Below are 16,313 nucleotides of genomic sequence, written 5' to 3'. Positions count from 1 at the left end.
CCGGCGTGGCCTTCCTGCGTCGCCTCCTCACCGGTTCCGGGCGCCTGCCCGACGACCTGCGTACCGCGCTCGAGGCCGAGGGCATCGTCCTGCTCCTCGAGGAGCTGCCCGGATCGACGACCTACCGGAACTACCGCGCGCCCGGCAAGCGGTCCAATTGGAAGAAGCAGGGCACGTCGGGCGCGATCGCGGTGACCGGCCGGCGTGTGGTGGCCTGGACGTCATTCAACGGTCGTGAGGTCGACGTCCCACGCGACGGCCCTCTGCCGGACGGGCTCGAGGTCGTCCGGGAGGACGACGCCGTCTGCTTCACCTATGACGCCGCCGCGTTCCACGCGGACCGATCGGGCACGGTCGAGGTCCGGTTGCGCACCGACGAGGCCGGCCAGGTGGTCGCGCTCGCGACGGCGGGACGCTGAGCGCCGTGAGCACCGTCGACCACCGGCGCATCTGCATGGTCCTCGCGGTCGCGGTCGCCGTGTCGATCGTGCACTACGTCGACAACGTCGCCGCCTACGATCGTTACCCGGAGTCCGCCACGCTGCCGAATCCCTCCGCGGCCATCGTCGGCGGGTCGTGGTTCCTCTTCACGGCGTTCGGCCTCGCCGCAGTGGTGCTGCTGCAGCGCGGCGAGGTCCGCCGCGCCGCCGTCTGCCTGGCCGTCTACTCGGGCAGCGGGCTCGTGGGGATCCTCCACTACACCGTCGGCGGGACGAGCGCCTTCCCGTGGTGGCGGCACGCGCACATCGTCGCGGACATCATCCTCGGGCTGGTGATCTTCGCGCTGGCGATGCAGCTGGCCCGGCACCGCAGGCTGCCGCCGGCCGCGGCCGCCTGACCCTCAGAGCGCGAGGACCGGCAGCAACGCCTGCAGCTTGATCTCGGTCTCGGCCAGCTCGGCCGCCGGATCGCTGTCGGCGACGACCCCCACCCCCGCGTAGCAGCGGGCGACCGGACCGTCCAGGAGCGCGCTGCGGAGCGCGACGCAGAACTCGCCGTCCTCGTTGGCGTCCGTCCAGCCGACAGGCCCGGCGTACCAGCCGCGATCGAGGCCCTCGAGCTCAGGGATCATCGGCAGCGCGACCGCGTGCGGCTCGCCGCCGACGGCGGGCGTCGGATGCAGCAGGCCCGCGAGCTCGACCACCGGGACCGGTGCGGCGAGCTGGGCGCGGATCGGCGTGGCGAGATGCTGGATGTTCGCCATGCGGACGACCTCAGGCTCTTCTGCCCCGGTCACCCAGACGCTGTGCGGACGGAGCGCCCGCAGGATCCGGGCGGTGACGATCTGCTGCTCGCCGCGGTCCTTGGTCGACTGCAGCAGCTGCTCGCCAAGGTGGTCGTCGACGGCCGGGTCGGCGCTGCGCCGCGTCGACCCGGCCAGCGCGAGCGTCCCGGCGCGGAGCCCGTCACGGCGGATCAGCAGCTCGGGGCTCGCGGCGATGAACGTCCGCTCACCGCGGCCGACGCAGAACACGAAGCAGGACGGAAACGCGTCGCGCAGGATGCCGAGGACACCGCCGGCCTGGTGGGCCTGCGACGCGTGCACCTGGACCTCGCGGGCGAGGACGATCTTCGCGAGCTTGCCTGCGCGGATGCGCTCGACGGCGCGGGCGACGGCGCCGACGTAGTGCTCGGGCGGCATGGCGCCGACGACCTCATGGCCGCCGACCGGGTCCGGGTCCAGCATGGGCAGCGGCCGGCTCACGAGCTCATCTGCCCGGGCGGCGAGGTCGGCGACGCGCGCGTCGGGATTGTCGGCCCCGGCGATGAGGGCCGTCAGCGACATCCAGACCTCGTCGCCGCGCCGTGCGAGCGACAGCTCGGGGACGTGCATCGAGCCGGGGGCGAAGCCGCGCCAGTGCGGGGACGCTCCACCCTGGTCGGCGAACGCGAAACCGCCGACGGCGACCGGTCCGCTGCCCCGCGGGCCCGCGGGCGGGTCGACCGCGGCGGCTGCGAGCAGGGTGCGCCAGCGCCGGGCGACCGTCCGGAAGCGATCGGGGCCGTCGGCGTCGATCGCGACCGCGCAGCCGAGGGCAGCGACGACGCTCCCGCCGCGGTCCGGCTGCTCCATAACGAACCACGGCTCGTCCCCCCGGCGCGAGGCGACGACCGTGCCGGATGGGTCGACACCCGCGTCCACGCGCACGCTGATGCCCGCCAGGACCGGCGATCCGCCGCGGTGCCGGGCGCGCTTGGCGGCGAGCTCGACGTGCCGGAGCAGGCGCGCCCGCTCGGCGGGGGCGAGGCTGAACGGCGAGCCGGTGACGGAGGCGACGGCCATCTCTGTCGATCATATGACCGCTTCGGGGAATCGGCGGCCTCGTGTGCCGCGCGTCACACAAGCCGGGCATGGCACCAGCGCGACGTTGCGAGCCGCTGGGTCCGATGGGCCAACAGGCGCCACATGAGTACCTGGTGGCACATCGAGCGCGTTGTCGCGGCGGGGTTCGATGTGCCACCACACGCCACCCGCGCACGTGGTGGCACATCGAGCACCTCGTGAGCGCCTAAGCCGGCGGGCCTGTGAGCGTGACCGGCCGCGTGGCGCGCCGCTTGCCCTGCGTGACCACCACCTGCCCGACGACGCGACGGCCCTTCAGCTTCCGCAGCGCTGCCGGTCCGAGACGGACGGGCTTCAGCCGCACCCGTCGCCGCCCCGGACCCGTCGCGCGGAGCGTACCGCGGGCGACCGTCACGCCCCGGGCCCGGACGCTGAGTGCGTACGTGCCCTTCCGGTCCGCGTCCACCGACACCACGAGGCCGTCGCGGCGGACCGTGGTGAGCCGCACCGCGGGCTTGGCCTGCAGCAGGAGCGGTGCCGGCGCGCTCACCTGCACGATCGGGCGCCGCGGCAGCACCTCGCGGAACGGACCCGTGACCTCGTACGTCAGTCCGCCGAGCCCGCCGCGCTGCGAGGAGAAGTACAGGCGACGTCCGGCAGGGTCGAACGTCGTCCCGGCCAGCTCGGTCCCGTTCTGGTGCAGCGGACCGGACAGCTGCAGGAACGGTGCGACCTCGCGCTCGAGGGTGATCATCACGATCTGCAGGTCGTCGGCGTCCTCGCAGACGTAGAGGTCGCCGGACGACGGGTGCGCGTTGAGCTGGTCCGGGTCCCGCAGCGGGGCGTCCGGGCCGATCGCCTCACCGTCGTAGAGCAGCTCAAGCAGCTCCGTCGCGCAGTCGTACGCCCAGATGCGGTCGTCGCTGGTCGTCGAGAAGTAGACGACGCCCGTGTCGAACCACAGCCCCTCGCCGCGCCGGAACTTCTGCGAGGTCGGGACCTGGAGGCGCGTGGCCAGCGACACGGCCCCAGGGTCCGGGACGCGCACCCAGGCGACCCGCCCACCGGTGCCTGGCGTGGCGATCTCCAGCACCCCGCCGCCGAGGTCGGGATACGCGGTCGGCGTGAAGCGGTAGAAGCCGCCGTCCCCCTCGTCCTCGGTCATGTAGAGCCGCTGCCCGGCGGGGTCCACGACGGCGGCCTCGTGCGTGAACACGCCCATCGCGGGGCGCGCGACCGCAGGCTTCAGGCCGAGCGGGTCGCACTCCCAGACCCGGCCCTGGTCGATCTCCTCGCAGGAGAGCCACGTGCCCCACGGCGTCGCCCCGCCGCCGCAGTTGGTGGATGTCCCCGCGAGGATCCGGCGAGCGCCCGTGATCCGGCCCCCGGCGGCGAAGGTGATCGACGACGCCCCGCCGATCACCGGGACCTCGGAGTTCACGCACAGCACCCAGCCACCATCGGGGCGCGTGAACGTCGCCTTGCCATCGGGGAACAGCGGCCAGACGTAACCCGTCCCGGCGACCGGGCTGCCTGCGGCCGCGATCTGCCGCACGCTGAAGCCGGCCGGCAGGGCGATGCCGTTCGCGTCGGGTGGGCCCAGCGGACCGTACGGTCCGCGGCCGGGGGTCGCCGGCGCAGCGGCAAGCGCCTCGCGCCAGTACGCCGGCCCCATGGCCAGCACCCCGGCGCTCAGCGCCGAACTCTTCAGGAAGTCGCGTCGGACAAGCACCGACGCACCGTACGCCGTCCCGGTGACCACGATGTGAAATCGAGGTCACCGGGGCACCGCGGCCGCGTCAGGTCTCGCCGCGACCGCGGGCGACGGCGATCTCGCCAGTCCGCACGGCCGGCGAGATCCGCGTGCGTCAGGTCTCGCCGCGACCGCGGGCGATGGCGATCTCGCCAGTGCGCATCATCTCGATCAGCCCGAACGGGCGCACCATGCGCTCGAAGGCCTCGACCTTGTCGGTCGTGCCGGTGATCTCGATGATGATCGACCGCTTCGTCACGTCGACGACCTTGCCGCGGAAGATCTCGCAGATCTGCATGACCTCGGCGCGGGCGTTTCCGTCCGCGGCGACCTTGAACAGCGCGAGCTCGCGCGCGACCGTCTCGCTCGGCTCGAGGTCGCGGATCTTCAGGACGTTGATCAGCTTGTGCAGCTGCTTCGTGACCTGGTCGATGGGGTGGTTGGCCCCGTCGAGCGTGATCGTGATCCGCGAGACCTGGTCGTCGTCGGTCGGCCCGACCGACAGCGTGTCGATGTTGAAGCCGCGCCGCGCGAACAGGCCGGAGACGCGGGTCAGCACGCCGGGCCGGTTCTCGACCAGGATCGACAGGATGTGCTTGCGGCCGGTCCGGATGGAGCCCGATGCCTCGAGCTCCTCCAGGGTCAGGAGGTCCTTCGTTCCGGGATCGCCCATGACGGTCATCCCACCATGTCCCGCGCGGCGGCGCCGGGCGAGATCATCGGATACGTGTTCTCCTCGCGGGTGACGCGGACGTCGACGACGACCGGGCCGGGCGTGGCGATGGCGGCCTTCAGGTCGTCCACGAGCGTCGTCTTGTTCGTGAGACGCACGCCGTGGCAGCCGTACGCCTCGGCGAGCTTCACGAAGTCCGGGAACTGGCCCAGGTCGACCGCCGAATAGCGCTTGTCCCAGAACAGCTCCTGCCACTGACGGACCATGCCCAGGTAGCCGTTGTTGGAGATGATCACCTTGACCGGGATCCCCTCCTGCGCGCAGGTCGCGAGCTCCTGCGTGTTCATCTGGAACGAGCCGTCACCGGTGATGCACACGACCGTCTGGTCCGGACAGCCGATCGCGGCACCCATCGCCGCCGGCAGGCCGAAGCCCATCGTGCCGAGGCCACCGGAGTTGATCCACTGGCGCGGGCCCTTGAAGGGGTAGTGCTGCGCCGTCCACATCTGGTGCTGGCCGACGTCGGACGTGATGATCGCGTCGCCGGCGGTCGCCTCGTAGACGGCCTGGATCAGGCGCTGCGGCTTGATCTCGGTGTCCTCGGAGTCCGTGAACGACTTCCCGATCGGGTACTGCTTCTGCCAGCCGTCGATGCGCTGCCACCACTCGTCGAGCCGGGACGGATCCGTCTCCAGCGCGCGGTACTCGGCGATCAGCTTCAGCAGGACGTTCTTGGCGTCGCCGACGATCGGGATATGTGCCGGGATGTTCTTGGAGATCTCGGCCGGGTCCACGTCGACGTGGATGAACTTCGCGCGCGGGGCGAACTCGGACAGCTTGCCGGTGATCCGGTCGTCGAACCGGGCGCCGATGCAGCAGATGAGGTCCGCCTCGTCCATCGAGTAGTTGGCCGTGCGCGTCCCGTGCATCCCGAGCATGCCGAGCCACTGCGGGTCCGGGGCCGGGTAGGCGCCGAGCCCCATCAGCGTGCACGTGACCGGGAAGCGGTCGGTGCGGCAGAACTCGGTGAACTCCTCGGCGGCGTTCGAGTTGATGATCCCGCCGCCGCCGTAGATGACCGGACGGCGCGCGGCCGCGAGGGCCTTCGCCGCCTGGCGGATCTGCTTCGTGTTGCCCTCGGTGAACGTCTGGTACCCGGGCAGGTGCACGTCGGTGATCGGCTCGTACGGGATGTCCACGCGCGAGAGGTCGGTCGGGATGTCGACGACGACCGGGCCCGGACGCCCGGTGCGGGCGATGTGGAACGCCTCGTGCAGCGCCCGCGGGATCTCGTTCGGGTGCTGGATCATGATCGAGTGCTTCACGGCCGGCATCGTGATGCCGATGACGTCGGCCTCCTGGAAGCCGTCGGTGCCGAGCAGTTCGGTCTTGACCTGGCCCGTGATGAACACGACCGGGACGGAGTCCATCATCGCGTCCATGATCGGCGTGACGAGGTTCGTCGCGCCCGGGCCGCTCGTGCCCAGGGACACGCCGACCTTGCCGGTCGCCTTCGCGTAGCCCTCGGCCGCATGGCCGCCGCCGGCCTCGTGGCGGACGAGGATGTGGCGGATGCCACTGTCGTAGAAGGCATCGTAGGTGGGGATGTTCGCCCCGCCGGGGAGGCCGAATACGACGTCGACACCCTCCGCTTTCAGGCACTCCATCACGGCATCAACCGCACGCATGCTTTCGACCTCCTTCCAAAAAGGTCCAATGGCTCCATTTGGAGCCGGTTTGTGTGAAACGACAAAGCCGCCATCTACTGGCGGCCCGGACCGTTCAGGGTATCAGTGCCCGGGGCGCCATCAAACGCCCGCTTTACGCGCCGCCGGCAGGGACGGATCGAGGGGCTGGATGGCGACGTCCGGGAACTCGAGCTCATGGCCGCAGCGCGTGCAGATCGCGTCGTGGAGCATCACGACGCGGCCACACTGCGGGCACTGCCGGCGCAGTTCCGCGGTCTCGTACCGGTAGAGGATCGCGGCAACGAGGCCCAGGACGGGCAGCACCGCCCCGATCAGGGCCCAGAGGACGAACGAGCTGCCCTTGATCCGTCCCACGAGGCCGGCGGCGAGCCCGAAGGAAATGCACAGCGTGAGGTAGATCGCTCCGGCCATGCCTACGCCCTCAGAGCCGGTTCAGTGCCCAGAACAGGGCGACGATCGCGGCGAGGACGGCGAGGATCTTCACGATCCCGGTGATGAACCCGATGACGAACGAGCCGAGGATCCAGAGCGCGACGAGCAGGACGAGGACGGCGATGGCCTTGTTGCCGACGCTGGACGCGCGATCTCGCATGCGTCAAGCGTAGCGACGGAGGGCGGCACCCCCGCCGCCCGGGGCGACGCGGGTCAGTCGTAGGCGCGCTTCAGGTGCCCGAAGCGATCGGCCTCGCGGGCGGCGCGCTCGGGACGAACCGCGGCAAGGCGGTAGCGGCGGATCTTCGGCTCGTCGGCACCGCGGGTGCGCGGGGCCGTCGGGAGGAGTGTCAGGCGGGTGACGGCGGTGTTCGGCGACATGACCGTCATGTTGCCCTGCAAACCACATGGTTCCCATAGCCGAACGGTCGGAAGACGCCCTGGCCGGTTTCGACGGCCGGTCCGTGCGGGTCAGGCCGGGTCGGCCGAGGCCCGCGGAGCGCGCGCGGCCGCAGCCGCGACCTTCAGCGCCGGCCGCTGCACCGCGGCGAGGCGTCGGCGGACCCGCCACGTGGCGCCGCTGAACGACTGGTTCGCGACGGTGGCGAAGCCCTCCTCATCGGCCCGCAGGGCAAGCAGCAGGTGGGCGATGCGATCGGCCGACGGGAGCTGCGGATCGTTGACGCGCACGCACAGGCAGTGCGTGCGTCGACCCCCCGGCCGCACCAGCAGGGCTCCGGCCGGGCCCAGGAGCCAGACGCCCAGCCGGCCGCGCTCCATGATCAGGCCGGTCTCGCCGTGCAGGTCGCGGGCCTCGTGGCCGACCAGGTCGCCGAGCAGGCCGAGTGCCCGCGCCTCCGGACCGGCACCCGCCTTGGTCGGCTTCGGCCGGACCACGTTGGCTCCGCGCTGGGCGTAGAGCTCCGGGATGATCCAGGCGTGGGCGAAGCACGCCAGGGACACCGGCGTCGCGAGCGGCTCGACGAGGAACAGGACCGTGCCCGCGGTGAGGAACGGGACGACGTGCGCGGTGGTGGACACCGTCCAGCCCCGGCCGGCGCGGCGCAGCCGGGCGTCGTCGACCCGCCGGCGCCAGGGCATCCCGGCAAGCTCGGGCAGCCCGCCGGCGGCCGCCGACGGACGCGGGACGGCGGTGGGGACGAGGTCGGCCATGGGCCCGACGGCCGGTCGGCGGCGGGGCGGGGCTTCAGCCGCCCGAGATCGGACGGCGGAGGATGACGAGCCCTGCGTCGATGGGCAGCTCGCGCACCTGCTCGGCGTGTCCCTCCCCTTGGCTGACGACGGCGAAGTAGCCACGGTCGAGCTCGGCGCGGAAGACGGTCACCGCAGCGTCGATGCTGGCCTGGTCATCAGCGGTCCACTCGGCGAGCTCGGTGTGGCCGGTGTGGTCCATGCGGATCAGTCGGGACATCCCGTTGATGCTACGCCGCCGGTCGCGCGGCGCAAGGGCCCGGGCGCGCAGGCGCTACGACGCTCGCGGCGCCCGGCCGGAACGCCCGGCGCATCCGGCGGGTCAGACCCGCGGCATCCTCCGAGGACAGCAGACCGGACGGACCGCCGCCCGCATCAGCCCTGCAGCAGTCCGAGGGTCCGCCGGCCGATGGCCACCGCGCCCGGATCGTCCTCCAGCGACGCGAAGATCGTCGCGAAGACCAGCGCCCAGCCCCGCGCCCGCCCCAGCAGCGGACCGTCGACCGGGCCGTAGCCCGCGCAGAACAGGCCGTGCTGGCCGGGTTCCAGGACCGTCCAGAGGCAGCTGAGGTCGACGGCCGGGTCGCCGGCCCCGAGGTCGCCCCAGTCGATGATCGCGCGGAGGTCGCCGCCTCCGCTCACCACCAGGTTGCGCGCGTGCAGGTCACCGTGGACCCAGAGCGGACGGCCTGCCGCGGAGACGGCCTCGGCCTCCAGTGCCCGCAGCCAGCCACGTCGCAGCGCGGGCGGCACCGCGCCGTCGTACAGCGCCTCCAGGCCGGGCAGCGGATCCTCGCGCTCGACGAGGCCGACGCCGCGGTAGGGGTTCACGGGCGCATCCGCCGGAGCCGGCGTGTGCAGCGTGTGGAGGGCCCAGCCGAGGCTGCGCACGCCATCGGGCGACAGCGGCTGCACGTCCGCGGTCCGGCCCTCGAACCACGGCACGATCGCCCACGTCCACGGGTAGTCGCCGGTCGGCGTGCCGATGCGCACCGGCGCCGGCACGTCCGCGGCCACCGCACGAGCCAGTTCCGGCAGCCAGCGGTGCTCGACCCGGGCGAACCCGGCGCCGAGCGCGCGCTGCGGGAGCCGCACCGCCAGGTCCGGCCCGAGCCGCCACATGACGTTGTCCCAGCCGTCCGCGGCACGGACCAGCGGCAGCCCGGCGAGGTCCGGGTGCTGTGCCTGCAGCAGCGCGCGGACCAGTCCCTCGTCGATGTCGATCTCGGCGGCCGGGACGCGCAAGGGCTCGGTCCCGGTCGCCGCTGCGCTCAGAGCCCGAGCTGGGTCCGGACGAGCTTGGTGACTTCCTTGCCGTCGGCGCGGCCCTTCGTCGCCTTCATGACGTGCCCGATGATCACGCCCATCGGCTTCATGTCGCCGCTGCGCAGGCGGTCGGCGATGTCCGGGTTGGCCTCCAGCGCCTCCTTCACGACGGGCGCGAGCGTGTCCTCGCCGCCGACGGCGCCGAGGCCCTGGGCCTCGACGATCTGCGCGGGGTCGCCGCCCTCCGCGATCAGCACCTCCAGGACCTGCCGCGCGCCCGCCGCCGTGACGGCCTTCGAGCCGACCAGCGCCACCAGCTGCGCGAGCGCCGCCGGGGTGACCTTCGACCCGGCCGGGTCGCTGTCGGCGCCGAGCCGCTTGAGCAGCTCGTTCGTGGTCCAGTTGGCCAGGGGACCGGCCGCGGCGGCGCTGACGCCGTCCGGGGACGCGGCCAGCGCGGCCTCGAACCAGTCGCCCAGCTCCGCCCGCCACGCCAGCAGCTTCGCCGTGTCCGGATGCAGCGCGAGGTCCGCCTCGAAGCGCGCCTGACGGGCGGCCGGCAGCTCCGGCATCGCGGCCGCCGCGCGGTCGAGCATGGCCCCGGTGACCGGGACCGGCACCAGGTCGGGCTCGGGGAAGTAGCGGTAGTCGTGCGCCTCCTCCTTCGAGCGCATCGACGTCAGCGCCTCGGTCCGGGGGTCGAAGTGCAGCGTCTCCTGGACGACCTGCTCGCCGGCGTTGACGAGTGCCGTCTGACGGGCGACCTCGGCGTGGATGCCCTTCTCGATGAACCGGAACGAGTTCATGTTCTTCAGCTCGGTCTTCGTCCCGAGCTCCGTGGCGCCGACCGGCCGGATGGAGATGTTGGCGTCGCAGCGCAGCGAGCCCTCCTCCATGTTCACGTCGCTCACGCCCAGCACGCGCAGGGTCGTGCGCAGCAGGCGCAGGAACTCGCCGGCCTGCTCGGCGGACGAGATGTCCGGCTCGGTGACGATCTCCGCCAGCGGCGTGCCGCCGCGGTTGAAGTCCACGACCGACGAGGCCGATCCCTGGATCCGCCCGGAGCCGCCGGCGTGAATCGTCTTCGCCGCGTCCTCCTCGAGGTGGACGCGCTCGATCCGCACGCCGCCGATGCCGCCGCCCGCGCAGAGCGGTTCGTCGAACTGGCTGATCTGGTAGCCCTTTGGACTGTCCGGATAGAAGTACTGCTTGCGGTCGAACTTCATCCGCGGCGCGATCGCGCAGCCCAAGGCGTTGCCGATCATGATCCCCAGGTGGATTGCCTCGGCGTTCGGGACCGGCAGCGCGCCGGGCAGCGCGAGACAGACCGGGCAGGTGTGCGTGTTGGGTGCGTCGCCGAACGTCAGCTCGCAGCCGCAGAACATCTTGGTCTTCGTCTTCAGCTGGACGTGGATCTCCAGGCCGATGACGGTCTCGTACTCGACAGCGGTCGCGGTGCTCATGCCGTGGCTCCGATCCGGGACGGGGTGCTGTCGAAGCCGAACGCGCCCTCGAGGGCGTGGGCGGCGGCGAGGATGCGGTTCTCGCTGAACGCCGGACCGGCGAGCTGCAGGCCGACCGGCATGCCCTCGCTGAGGCCGCAGGGCAGCGACAGCGCGGGGATTCCGGCGAGGGAGATCGGCACCGTGAAGTAGTCCTCGAGGTACATCGCCAGCGGGTCGTCGGTCTTGGCCCCGAGCGGAAACGCGATGCCCGGGCTCGTGGGCGTCACGATCAGGTCGACGCCGCCGAACGCTGCGGCGAAGTCACGGGAGATCAGCGTGCGGGCCTTCTGCGCACCCGCGTAGTACGCGTCGTAGAACCCGGACGACAGCGCGTAGGTCCCGATCAGGATGCGACGCTTGACCTCGGGGCCGAAGTAGTCGTGCCGCGTCTTCGTGTACATCGAGAGCAGGTCGTCGGCTTCGGCGCGCGCCCCGTAGCGGACGCCGTCGAAGCGGGCGAGGTTGGACGACGCCTCGGCCGGTGCGATGACGTAGTAGGCGCTGAGGCCGTACGGCGCGTTGGGCAGCGCGACGCGCTCGACCGTGGCGCCCAGTCCGCGCGCCGTCTCGAGCGCAGCCTCAAAGGCGGCCATGACGCCGGGCTCGATGCCCTCGCCGGTGAGGTCCTCGGGGACGCCGAGGCGGATGCCGTCGAGCCGGTCGGCGGTGGGCAGCGCGATCGCGTCGTCCCGCCCGACGGACGTGGCGTCGCGCGGGTCGCGGCCGTGCATGTGGCTGTAGAGCAGCGCGACGTCCTCGACGGTCCGCGCGAACGGGCCCGCCTGGTCCAGCGACGAGGCGAAGGCGATCATGCCGTAGCGGCTGACCGAGCCGTAGGTGGGCTTCAGGCCGACGATCCCGCAGTGCGCGGCGGGCTGGCGGATCGAGCCGCCGGTGTCCGTCCCCAGCGCCCACGGCGCGTGACCGGCGGCGACCGCAGCGGCGCTCCCGCCCGAGGATCCGCCCGGGACGCGGCTGCGGTCCCACGGGTTCTGCACGGGCCCGTAGGCGGAGTTCTCGTTCGACGAGCCCATCGCGAACTCGTCCTGGTTGGTCTTGCCGAGCAGGCTCGTGCCGGCCTCGGCCAGGCGCGCGACGGCCGTCGCCGTGTAGGGCGGGCAGTAGCCCTCGAGGATCTTCGAGCCGGCCTGGGACGGGACGCCTTCGGTGCAGAAGAGGTCCTTGACGGCCAGCGGGACGCCGCGCAGCGGAAGCGCAGCAGCGCCGCTCAGGTCGGGCACCTGGTCGGCCACCCAGGTGAAGGCGTTCAGGTCGTCGGCGGCCGCGGCGGCGCGGCAGGCGTCGAACAGCTCGGTCGCGTCGAGGTCGCCCGCGGCGATCGCGTCGATCGCCGCCTTGGCGGTGAGGTCGGTCAGCTCGCTCATGCCGATCAGGCCTGCGGGCTGGGGACGCGGAAGCCGTCGTCGGCGATGTCGGGGGCCTGCGCGAAGGCAACCGCCGGCTCCAGCGACTCGCGCACCTCGTCCGGGCGCAGCGTGCCGTCGGTGGCGACGACGTGCGCCGTCGGCGGGACGTCGCCCAGGTCGAGCTCGTTCAGCTTCTCGATGTGGCCGAGGATGCTGGACAGCTCGGTGCTCATCTGCCCCACCTCTGCCTCCGTGAGCTGCAGCCGGGCCAGTTTGGCGACATGGAGGACCTGCGTACGGTCGATCATCGACCGCCCAGTTTAGGGGCCTGCCCGCAGAACGCGGGCCTCCCGGCTGCGCCCCCGCGTTCAGGTGACGACGGGCGGGGCCGGACGCACCGGCACCTCGGGCGGCACGCTCAGCGGGCTCGCAAGACGGTCGTCGCGCAGGGTCAGCCAGCTTCCCGCGGCGATCAGCACGAGGGCCAGCAGCCCGAACCACGCCGGGCCGAGGATGTTCACGTCGCGATCGGCCCAGCCGATCTCGAGGCCCGGCTGGAACAGCGTCAGGCGCAGCAGCAGGACGACGGCGATGATGATCGACCAGGCGGCGGTGCAGACCGCGACGACCACCGGCAGCACCGGAGTGTCGCGCTCGACGACCGTGAGGACGACCAGCGCAGCGGCGCCGATGATCGAGACGAGCAGGCAGACGACGAGGACCACGCCGAGCGCCGACCAGCCCGTCTCGGCGTACTGGTTCGCGAACCGGGCCGCGACCGTGTCGTTCGCGTTCTGCAGTGGCGAGGACAGGTCGACACCGCCGGTGGTGCGGACGCGGAACTCGGGCCGCGCCCATTCGGCGGACAGCAGGATCACGAGGAGGACGGCGCCCGCGCCGGCCAGGAGCTCGCCGAGGCGCAGCCGCATGACGTTCACGCGCTCAGCCTCGCGGCAGTGAGGGTGTTGCGCAGCAGGCAGGCGATCGTCATCGGGCCGACGCCGCCGGGGACGGGCGTGATCGCAGCGGCGGTCTCGGACGCGGCCGCGAAGTCCACGTCGCCGGTCAGGCCGCTCTCGAGCCGGTTCATGCCGACGTCGATGACGGTGGCGCCGGGCTTGACCCAGTCGCCCTTCACGAGGTGGGCGACGCCGACAGCGGCGATCAGGATGTCGGCGCGGCGGCAGACCTCGCCGAGGTCGCTCGTCCGCGAATGGCAGATCGTCACCGTGGCGTTGGCCGCCAGGAGCAGCTGCGCCATCGGCTTGCCGAACAGGTTCGAGCGGCCGACGATCACCGCCTCCTTGCCCTGCGGCTCCACGCCGGCCTCCGCGAGCAGCAGCATCACGCCCGCGGGCGTGCACGGCACGAGGCCGGCCATGCCGAGCGCGAGGCGTCCCGCGGAGGCGATGGTCAGGCCGTCGACGTCCTTGCGGGCGTCGATGCGGTTCGTGACCTCGACGCCGTCCAGGTGCCCGGGCAGGGGCAGCTGGCAGAGGATGCCGCTGACCGCGGCGTCCGCGTTCAGGGTGTCGATCAGCGCCAGCAGGTCCTCACGGGACGTGTCGGCCGGCAGGCGGTGGTCGAAGCCGCGGATGCCGACCTCGGCGCACGCCTTCTGCTTGCCGCCGACGTAGACCGCGCTCGCCGCGTCCTCGCCGACGAGGACCGTCGCCAGCCCGGGCTGCGTGCCCGTCTCGGCGAGGAATTCCGCCACGTCCTGAGCGACGTCGGCCCGCACCCGCGCCGCCACCGCCTTGCCGTCGATGATCGTCGCCGCCATGAGGCCGCGACGATATCGGCTCGGCGTGGGACGAAGTCCTACGCCTTCTGCATCGGGGCGTGCTCGGCCAGCAGCGTCCGCTCCGAGCCGTCCTTCGCGAACCGGACGGTCACCATGCCGCCCGGCTGCATGCCGGTCACGACGCCGTCCCCGAACGCCGCGTGGACGACGTCGTCCCCCGTCCGGTAGCTCGGCGTGGCCTCGCCGCCGCCGCCCCAGCCGCCGCCACCCCCGCCGCCGCCGCTGCGCCCGGAGGCGCCCCAGGAGCTGACGGCGCGCGGCCGCGGTGCCCCCGCCGCGACGTTCGCCGCCCCCCAGCCGGAGGCGGTGCCCTGCCGGTCGACGAGGTCCGTGGGGAGCTCGGCGACGAAGCGGCTCGGCAGGCCGTAGTTGGGCGCACCGCCGAAGACCGCGCGGCGTCGTGCGTGGGTCAGCGTCAGGGACCGCATCGCACGGGTGACGCCGACGTACATCAGCCGCCGCTCCTCCTCGAGCGTCCCTTCCTCGATCGAGCGGGAGTGCGGGAAGACGCCCTCCTCGACCCCGATCAGGTAGACGATCGGGTACTCGAGCCCCTTCGCGTTGTGCAGCGTCATCAGCGTCACGAGGCCCTCGTCGTCCTCGCGGGTGTCGGCGTCCGCGACGAGCGAGATCTGCTGCAGGAAGACGTCGACGGTGTCGTCCAGGCCAGGGTCCTGCGCGGTCGCGTGGTCGAACTCGCGGGCGACCTCGATGAGCTCCTCGAGGTTCTCCTTGCGGCCCTGCGCCTCGATCGTCCGCTCGGCCTCGAGCGCGTCCAGGTAACCGGTCTCGTGGAGGACTGCCTCCAGCAGGTCGCCGACGGGGATACCCTCGTCCATCTTCGCCCGCAGGCCGTTCATGGTGTCCATGAACCGGCCGAGCGCCTTCACCGCCGCGGTCCCGAGCCCCGGGACGCCCATCGGGTCCTCGGCGGCCTCCCACACGGGGATGCCCATGGTCGACGCGTGGTTGATGACGCGCGAGAGCGACGTCTGCCCGATGCCGCGACGCGGCGAGTTGGCCACGCGCGTGAAGGAGACGACGTCTTGCCCGTTGCCCAGGATCGTCAGGTAGGCGACCGCGTCCTTGACCTCGGCGCGCTCGTAGAACTTCGTCCCGCCGATCACCTGGTAGGCGATCTCGCGCCGCACCAGGGTGTCCTCCATGACCCGCGACTGCGCGTTGGTCCGGTAGAAGATCGCGATCTCCGCGCGCGAGACGCCCTCGTCCACGAGCCGCTCGATCTCCCCGACGACGTACCGCGCCTCGGCGTGCTCGTCCTCGAGCTCGCGGACGACGATGACGTCCCCCTCCCCCTGGTCGGTCCACAGCGTCTTCGGGATCTGGTTGCGGTTGTGGCCGATGACCGCGTTGGCCGCGCTCAGGATGTTCTGGGTGGAGCGGTAGTTCTGCTCGAGCTTGATCTGGACGGCGTTCGGGAAGTCCTTCTGGAAGTTCAGGATATTTCCTATGTCCGCGCCTCTGAAGGAGTAGACGCTCTGCCCGTCGTCGCCGACCACCATCAGGTTCTGCGGGGACTCCCCCGCCTTGCCCGCCAGGAGCTGCAGCAGCCGGTACTGCGCGTGGTTTGTGTCCTGGTACTCGTCGACCAGGATGTGGCGGAAGGTCGCCTGATAGCGCGCGCGGACCTCTGGGAACAGCTCCAGGCATGCGACGACATTGTTCAGCAGGTCGTCGAAGTCCATGGCGTTCATGGAGTGCAGCTGCTGCTGGTAGCGCTCGTAGACGCTCGCGATGGTCTGCTCGTAGTAGGAGCCCTGGAGCTGCTTGTAGGCCTCCGGGTCACGGAGCTTGTTCTTCGCGTCGGAGATCTGGTTCAGGACGGCGGCGGGCGTGAAGCGCTTGGCGTCGACGTCGAGCTCGTCCAGGCAGCGCTTGACGAGGCGGCGGCTGTCGGACGTGTCGTAGATCGTGAACTGACGGGTGTAGCCCAGCCGCGGCGCCTCGCTGCGGAGGATCCGGACGCATGCCGCGTGGAACGTCATGACCCACATCGCGCGGGTGGAGTGGCCGAGGAGCAGGCCGACGCGCTCGCGCATCTCCTGGGCGGCCTTGTTGGTGAAGGTGATCGCGAGGATCTCCCCGGGGCGTGCCTGCCCGGTCCGGACCAGGTAGGCGATGCGGTGGGTGAGCACGCGCGTCTTCCCGGACCCTGCGCCCGCGAGGACGAGCAGCGGCCCGTCACCGTGGACCACCGCCGCCTTCTGGGGGTCGTTCAGTCCTTCGAGCAGGGTGTCCAGGCTGGCGGCGGGTGCGGCATCGGGCATGACCTTCGAGGATACGCCCG

General features: G+C 71.9%; 18 protein-coding genes. 2 read left to right on the top strand and 16 right to left on the bottom strand.

What is annotated here, in order from left to right; all coding sequences use genetic code 11:
• Positions 1-5 precede the first annotated feature (5 nt).
• Both DSM112329_RS11785 and DSM112329_RS11780 read left to right on the top strand, forming a co-directional pair.
• Complete coding sequence (locus DSM112329_RS11785) at positions 6-419, top strand: hypothetical protein (RefSeq protein WP_354702012.1); 414 nt, start codon at positions 6-8, stop codon at positions 417-419.
• 5 nt (positions 420-424) lie between these two features.
• Complete coding sequence (locus DSM112329_RS11780) at positions 425-838, top strand: hypothetical protein (protein ID WP_354702011.1); 414 nt, start codon at positions 425-427, stop codon at positions 836-838.
• A gap of 3 nt (positions 839-841) precedes the next feature.
• Here DSM112329_RS11780 and DSM112329_RS11775 read toward each other — a convergent pair whose 3' ends face one another.
• The 16 genes from DSM112329_RS11775 to DSM112329_RS11700 form a co-directional block, all read right to left on the bottom strand.
• The gene (locus tag DSM112329_RS11775) at positions 842-2,284 is read right to left on the bottom strand and encodes an isochorismate synthase (protein WP_354702010.1); all 1,443 of its coding nucleotides are present in this window, start codon (positions 2,282-2,284) and stop codon (positions 842-844) included.
• Between the two features lie 226 nt (positions 2,285-2,510).
• Positions 2,511-4,016, bottom strand: a complete 1,506-nt coding sequence (locus tag DSM112329_RS11770; RefSeq protein WP_354702009.1) for an alkaline phosphatase PhoX — start codon at positions 4,014-4,016, stop codon at positions 2,511-2,513.
• 136 nt (positions 4,017-4,152) lie between these two features.
• The gene (ilvN, locus tag DSM112329_RS11765; protein ID WP_354702008.1) at positions 4,153-4,710 is read right to left on the bottom strand and encodes an acetolactate synthase small subunit; all 558 of its coding nucleotides are present in this window, start codon (positions 4,708-4,710) and stop codon (positions 4,153-4,155) included.
• 5 nt (positions 4,711-4,715) lie between these two features.
• On the bottom strand, positions 4,716-6,398 hold the full coding sequence (ilvB, locus tag DSM112329_RS11760) for a biosynthetic-type acetolactate synthase large subunit (protein ID WP_354702007.1): 1,683 nt from the start codon (positions 6,396-6,398) through the stop codon (positions 4,716-4,718).
• A 120-nt stretch (positions 6,399-6,518) separates the two neighbouring features.
• On the bottom strand, positions 6,519-6,830 hold the full coding sequence (locus tag DSM112329_RS11755) for a hypothetical protein (protein ID WP_354702006.1): 312 nt from the start codon (positions 6,828-6,830) through the stop codon (positions 6,519-6,521).
• Between the two features lie 10 nt (positions 6,831-6,840).
• Positions 6,841-7,011: a hypothetical protein gene (locus DSM112329_RS11750; protein WP_354702005.1), complete on the bottom strand. Its 171-nt coding sequence runs from the start codon at positions 7,009-7,011 to the stop codon at positions 6,841-6,843.
• 53 nt (positions 7,012-7,064) lie between these two features.
• Positions 7,065-7,232: a hypothetical protein gene (locus tag DSM112329_RS11745; RefSeq protein WP_354702004.1), complete on the bottom strand. Its 168-nt coding sequence runs from the start codon at positions 7,230-7,232 to the stop codon at positions 7,065-7,067.
• Between the two features lie 90 nt (positions 7,233-7,322).
• Positions 7,323-8,024, bottom strand: a complete 702-nt coding sequence (locus DSM112329_RS11740) for a hypothetical protein (protein ID WP_354702003.1) — start codon at positions 8,022-8,024, stop codon at positions 7,323-7,325.
• A gap of 34 nt (positions 8,025-8,058) precedes the next feature.
• On the bottom strand, positions 8,059-8,283 hold the full coding sequence (locus DSM112329_RS11735; RefSeq protein WP_354702002.1) for a hypothetical protein: 225 nt from the start codon (positions 8,281-8,283) through the stop codon (positions 8,059-8,061).
• A gap of 155 nt (positions 8,284-8,438) precedes the next feature.
• The gene (locus DSM112329_RS11730; protein ID WP_354702001.1) at positions 8,439-9,308 is read right to left on the bottom strand and encodes a phosphotransferase; all 870 of its coding nucleotides are present in this window, start codon (positions 9,306-9,308) and stop codon (positions 8,439-8,441) included.
• 26 nt (positions 9,309-9,334) lie between these two features.
• Positions 9,335-10,792, bottom strand: a complete 1,458-nt coding sequence (gatB, locus tag DSM112329_RS11725; RefSeq protein WP_354702000.1) for an Asp-tRNA(Asn)/Glu-tRNA(Gln) amidotransferase subunit GatB — start codon at positions 10,790-10,792, stop codon at positions 9,335-9,337.
• Positions 10,789-12,219: an Asp-tRNA(Asn)/Glu-tRNA(Gln) amidotransferase subunit GatA gene (gene gatA / locus DSM112329_RS11720; protein ID WP_354701999.1), complete on the bottom strand. Its 1,431-nt coding sequence runs from the start codon at positions 12,217-12,219 to the stop codon at positions 10,789-10,791. Before gatA ends, gatB begins: the two co-directional genes overlap by 4 nt.
• A 5-nt stretch (positions 12,220-12,224) precedes the next feature.
• A complete protein-coding gene (gene gatC, locus DSM112329_RS11715) occupies positions 12,225-12,509 on the bottom strand; it encodes an Asp-tRNA(Asn)/Glu-tRNA(Gln) amidotransferase subunit GatC (RefSeq protein ID WP_354701998.1) in 285 nt (94 codons plus the stop codon).
• A 60-nt stretch (positions 12,510-12,569) separates the two neighbouring features.
• The gene (locus tag DSM112329_RS11710) at positions 12,570-13,139 is read right to left on the bottom strand and encodes a hypothetical protein (RefSeq protein ID WP_354701997.1); all 570 of its coding nucleotides are present in this window, start codon (positions 13,137-13,139) and stop codon (positions 12,570-12,572) included.
• Positions 13,136-13,984: a bifunctional methylenetetrahydrofolate dehydrogenase/methenyltetrahydrofolate cyclohydrolase FolD gene (gene folD, locus DSM112329_RS11705; RefSeq protein WP_354701996.1), complete on the bottom strand. Its 849-nt coding sequence runs from the start codon at positions 13,982-13,984 to the stop codon at positions 13,136-13,138. The genes DSM112329_RS11710 and folD overlap by 4 nt, the downstream gene beginning before the upstream one ends.
• Before the next feature lie 38 nt (positions 13,985-14,022).
• On the bottom strand, positions 14,023-16,293 hold the full coding sequence (locus DSM112329_RS11700; protein WP_354701995.1) for a UvrD-helicase domain-containing protein: 2,271 nt from the start codon (positions 16,291-16,293) through the stop codon (positions 14,023-14,025).
• Positions 16,294-16,313 lie beyond the last annotated feature (20 nt).

This window comes from Paraconexibacter sp. AEG42_29 (assembly GCF_040581415.1).
In the GTDB taxonomy this organism is placed as follows: domain Bacteria; phylum Actinomycetota; class Thermoleophilia; order Solirubrobacterales; family Solirubrobacteraceae; genus Paraconexibacter.
The sequence above is the reverse complement of the archived record's forward strand: the minus strand, read 5'-3'. Positions and strand labels throughout refer to the sequence as shown.

Bases quoted from the DNA above. Each gene is read 5' to 3' on its own strand.
- DSM112329_RS11775 (WP_354702010.1), bottom strand. From the start codon at position 2,284: ATGGCCGTCGCCTCCGTCACCGGCTCGCCGTTCAGCCTCGCCCCCGCC.
- ilvN (WP_354702008.1), bottom strand. From the start codon at position 4,710: ATGGGCGATCCCGGAACGAAGGACCTCCTGACCCTGGAGGAGCTCGAG.
- ilvB (WP_354702007.1), bottom strand. From the start codon at position 6,398: ATGCGTGCGGTTGATGCCGTGATGGAGTGCCTGAAAGCGGAGGGTGTC.
- DSM112329_RS11755 (WP_354702006.1), bottom strand. From the start codon at position 6,830: ATGGCCGGAGCGATCTACCTCACGCTGTGCATTTCCTTCGGGCTCGCC.
- DSM112329_RS11750 (WP_354702005.1), bottom strand. From the start codon at position 7,011: ATGCGAGATCGCGCGTCCAGCGTCGGCAACAAGGCCATCGCCGTCCTC.
- DSM112329_RS11745 (WP_354702004.1), bottom strand. From the start codon at position 7,232: ATGTCGCCGAACACCGCCGTCACCCGCCTGACACTCCTCCCGACGGCC.
- DSM112329_RS11740 (WP_354702003.1), bottom strand. From the start codon at position 8,024: ATGGCCGACCTCGTCCCCACCGCCGTCCCGCGTCCGTCGGCGGCCGCC.
- DSM112329_RS11735 (WP_354702002.1), bottom strand. From the start codon at position 8,283: ATGTCCCGACTGATCCGCATGGACCACACCGGCCACACCGAGCTCGCC.
- gatB (WP_354702000.1), bottom strand. From the start codon at position 10,792: ATGAGCACCGCGACCGCTGTCGAGTACGAGACCGTCATCGGCCTGGAG.
- gatA (WP_354701999.1), bottom strand. From the start codon at position 12,219: ATGAGCGAGCTGACCGACCTCACCGCCAAGGCGGCGATCGACGCGATC.
- gatC (WP_354701998.1), bottom strand. From the start codon at position 12,509: ATGATCGACCGTACGCAGGTCCTCCATGTCGCCAAACTGGCCCGGCTG.
- folD (WP_354701996.1), bottom strand. From the start codon at position 13,984: ATGGCGGCGACGATCATCGACGGCAAGGCGGTGGCGGCGCGGGTGCGG.
- DSM112329_RS11700 (WP_354701995.1), bottom strand. From the start codon at position 16,293: ATGCCCGATGCCGCACCCGCCGCCAGCCTGGACACCCTGCTCGAAGGA.